1 protein-coding gene is annotated in these 572 nt (G+C 47.0%); it reads left to right on the forward strand.

Translation table 11 applies throughout. The features are described 5' to 3' along the window. Positions 1 to 572 (forward strand): GMC family oxidoreductase N-terminal domain-containing protein (locus R7Q48_RS29620; protein WP_318133946.1); only part of this gene is annotated, 572 nt, incomplete at both ends.

The raw sequence follows: 572 nt of genomic DNA on the forward strand, positions 1-572 counted from the left end.
CCGATGCACATGACCGTTGATAAAGGCGTACGTGCTTCAACCTCTAATGCATACTTAAGCCGTGCCAAAAAGCGCAAGAACTTCACGCTCATGAAGCGAGTGACTGTGCGTCGTGTATTACTTGAAGAAACAAGGCTTGAAGAAAAAGGGCTTGAAGAAGCAGGGCTACAAGGCAAGAAAGCGGTCGGCGTTGAGTTCGAGAAGTCCGGTTCAATTCAGCAGTGTTTTGCGAAAAATGAAGTCATTTCTAGTGCAGGCTCAATCGGCTCGGTACAGCTACTCCAACTTTCCGGTATTGGTCCTAAAGATGTACTGGAAAAAGCGGGCATCGAGTTGAAACACCAGTTGGAAGGGGTAGGTAAAAACCTGCAAGACCATCTGGAAGTGTACTTCCAATACCACTGTAAGCAGCCAATCACACTGAACAGTAAACTAGGCTTGGTGAGCAAAGGGCTAATCGGTACCGAGTGGATTCTGACTCGAAAAGGTCTTGGCGCAACCAACCATTTTGAATCGTGTGCGTTTATTCGCTCGCGTGAAGGGCTGAAGTGGCCAAATATTCAATATCACTT

Source organism: Vibrio sp. 378 (genome assembly GCF_033339435.1).